3 protein-coding genes are annotated in these 3327 nt (G+C 31.0%); 1 reads left to right on the forward strand and 2 read right to left on the reverse strand.

Going from position 1 to position 3327, the window contains the following annotated elements; genetic code table 11:
- On the forward strand, positions 1-252 hold a 252-nt coding region (locus COE53_RS23450), incomplete at its 5' end, for a M15 family metallopeptidase (RefSeq protein WP_142350431.1).
- 242 nt (positions 253-494) lie between these two features.
- Here COE53_RS23450 and COE53_RS24540 read toward each other — a convergent pair.
- Positions 495-587: a hypothetical protein gene (locus COE53_RS24540; protein ID WP_353616548.1), complete on the reverse strand. Its 93-nt coding sequence runs from the start codon at positions 585-587 to the stop codon at positions 495-497.
- Between the two features lie 7 nt (positions 588-594).
- On the reverse strand, positions 595-2535 hold the full coding sequence (locus tag COE53_RS23455; RefSeq protein WP_098948798.1) for a fructose-1,6-bisphosphatase: 1941 nt from the start codon (positions 2533-2535) through the stop codon (positions 595-597).
- Positions 2536-3327: the final 792 nt, after the last annotated feature.

The raw sequence follows: 3327 nt of genomic DNA on the forward strand, positions 1-3327 counted from the left end.
GATGTAAGTAGTAGCACTGGAAAATGTGCGGCTACAAGCTGTTTCGCGAATACTAAAGAAGCCAAATGGCTTGAAAAAAATTCCTCTAATTATGGTTTTATTATTCGGTATCCAAAAGGTAAGGAGCAAATCACAGGTTACAAATACGAACCTTGGCATATTCGGTATGTTGGGGTAACAACAGCAAAACAAATAAAAAAAAGAAACTTAACCTTAGAAGAATATTTAAACGTCTATCCAGTTTCAAAATAATAAAATCTAAGAACATAGTATCTCTTATTGATAAAAGGCTATGATTAAAATTCATAGCCTCTTTATGTATTCATTTTTATAAATCCTTTCTTACTACACGTTAATTAGTTTAGAATCTACTATCTCCATAATGGTCAAAAAAACACATCTATTTTTATATCATCATTTTAAAATTGGTAACCATTAAAATAAAAAAAGAATCAGAGCAATTGTCCTGATTCTTTTCCACTATTCAATTGCACTTAAGTATGTGAAACAATTAATTCAAAATCACCATTTAAAACAAATTCCCCAAATCCAATTGGAATGATGAAGTTTGATCCTTTTGATAACATATACACTTCACAACTGAGGATTAGTATAGCGACTTTCCAATAGACTTTTTAAAACAGATATTTCCTGTAATAACCGCTCTCCCTCATTGGTTTCTAGAACCTTTTTTCTCTCGAGTTCTTTTTCCACCAATCTCTTTACTGATAAAACATCTGACCCTTTTAATAGAACATCTTTTTTTGAATTAAATTTTTCATGGGCGACGAGTTGTATACCGCAAGAATTATATAATAAAGTGTATCCAGCAATACCAGTCGTTAATTGATAAGCTTTGGAAAATCCTCCATCAATGACAATCAACTTTCCGTTTGCTTTAATTGGATTCTCGCCTTTTATTTCTTTAACAGGTGTATGGCCGTTTATTATATGGCCTATGTTAGGATTAAGATTCATTTCTGCTAAAATTTTACAGCAGATATCCTCTTTTTCACGTAAATGATAGTATGGATTCTTAATCTCTTTATGGGTTTCTTTGTCTTTAATAAAATACCTTTCAAAGGTCGTCATTGCTCTTTTCCCAAATAATGATGAATATTCTCCTGTCCATAAATACCAGACCATATCTGTCGCGAGATCTTCTGTCTCTTCAGGATGTGCAAAAGCATGTCGTAAATAATGTTCAAAAATATCAAGTAGAGCTCTACCTGCATAGGTTTGATTTTCAATCACCATTTTTTCCATATTTCCTTTTTCATCAATTGGGATGCATCCATGTATTAATAAATTCCCATTATATTTCAAATAAAGACTGCCTTTCTCCATGAGAAAATTCATATGTCTGGCTAACTTTTCCGAATGCTGGACAAAAAACAATAGTCTGTCCAAGACTTGCTCTTCTTCCTCTATTAATTCACTCGGATTATCTGGATTAATAGTTGCAAAGCAAGAATTTTCTAATGGGTAAGTCTTCCCATTAATTGTTATTTCATTTTTGTCATAATCAATTTTTTCAAGCAAAAGTCTTTCTGACATATTAAAATACGGGCGTCTCTTTATGATTGGCATTTCAAGCTTGAACTGAATAATTGCAATCGCTTGATGGATTTTAGTAATTTGCAAAAGTTCATGATCAGACTTTTTTTTATCCGAATTGCTCTTGGGTCTAAACGCTAGATTGTCATTATAGTACTTATCCGCAAGATTAAGAAGTGGTATAAGATTTATTCCATACACATCTTCAATAATACTTAAGTTGTCGTACCTGGCACAGATACGAATAATATTAGCCAGGCAAACCTTTGATCCAGCAAAGGCACCGATCCATAGGACATCATGATTTCCCCATTGAATATCAACAGAATGATAATTAATTAGAGTATCCATAATTTTATCAGGTTCAGGTCCACGATCATAAATATCACCCACGACATGAAGATGGTCAACTACCAACCGCTGAGTAGAATAAGCCAGACCTGTAATAAGCTTATCTGCCTGACCAAGAGAAATAATTTGCTGGACGATTTTTGAATAATATGCTTTTTTATTTGTGAATTCATCCGTTTTGTAAAGTAACTCTTCTATTATATAAACAAACTCTTGAGGCAATGCTTTATGTAATTTTGAGCGTGTATATTTAGATGACGAATAAGAAATTAACTTTATCATACGGTCAATGATTACTGTGTACCATTGATGTAATTCTTGTTTATTTACACACTTATCTCTAATTAACTTTAATTTTTCTTCAGGATAATAAACTAACGTCGCAAATTCATTAAGTTCTGTATCAGATAGTTCATCTTGAAATAGGTCTCTTATTTTCTCTTTTACTCTACCCGATCCATTTCTTAACACATGCTGAAAAGCTTGATACTCCCCGTGTAAATCACTGACAAAATGCTCTGTCCCTTTTGGCAGATTAAGGGTGGCTTCAAGATTAATGATCTCAGTGACCACCTTTTCTTCACTATCATATTTATGAGCAAGTAAATCTAAATATTTTATGTTCAACTTTATGATATCTCCTTCTATTTTCTTCATTTATTTTTCGAGCGAAAATTGGGTTTATTACCTACATGATAAATGTAAAATCGACTGTATTTTATAATAGTAGATTACATTTTTAGAGGAAATATATACATTGTACTCAATAAAGTGTATTGAATGATTACAAGGGATAAATAGTACCTAATTCTTATCGTTTTACTGTCTCTATGTACGATTTCTAGAAAAAGCAAAAGAAATCAAAGATAAAGCGAATCTAAATGTAGTGGAGTCAGCTCGAAGATTTTAACAATCTAAAATTAATAACACCCTTATCTTAACTATATTCAACTAGTTAAGATAAGGGTGTTTTAATAGTTTATTTCTTAATAGAAATTATTTACAACTTTGAAACAAGTTGAGCCTAAATTCGAAACATCCATTTCTTATCATTCTCTTATATAGTTCGAGCTTTTTAGACAATAATATAAGGGAGATTTAAAAATGAGCAAAATTTGTATCATTTATTCACTGACTATTAGACAAAGCCATATCTGGGGGTACTTTCTTTTATGAAATATTTAGTTCTTTCAATTTTGATTAGCTTACTATATCTTTAAATAGTTGTTTTTCAAAAAACCATATTCATCATGATTCTAGTGCAAAAAAAGAGAATCATCAAATAAATATAGAAAACGCTAATATAAAGAAAAACGCAACATTAGATTTACCTGAAAATGTAAATAATAAAACGAAGCAAAGTAATGCAATTAGAACTGTTTCACACCCTGATGTAATGACAGTTTTAGTAAACAAAAA

This window comes from Bacillus sp. AFS029533 (assembly GCF_002585125.1).
GTDB classification, from domain to species: Bacteria; Bacillota; Bacilli; order Bacillales; family Bacillaceae_G; genus Gottfriedia; species Gottfriedia luciferensis_B.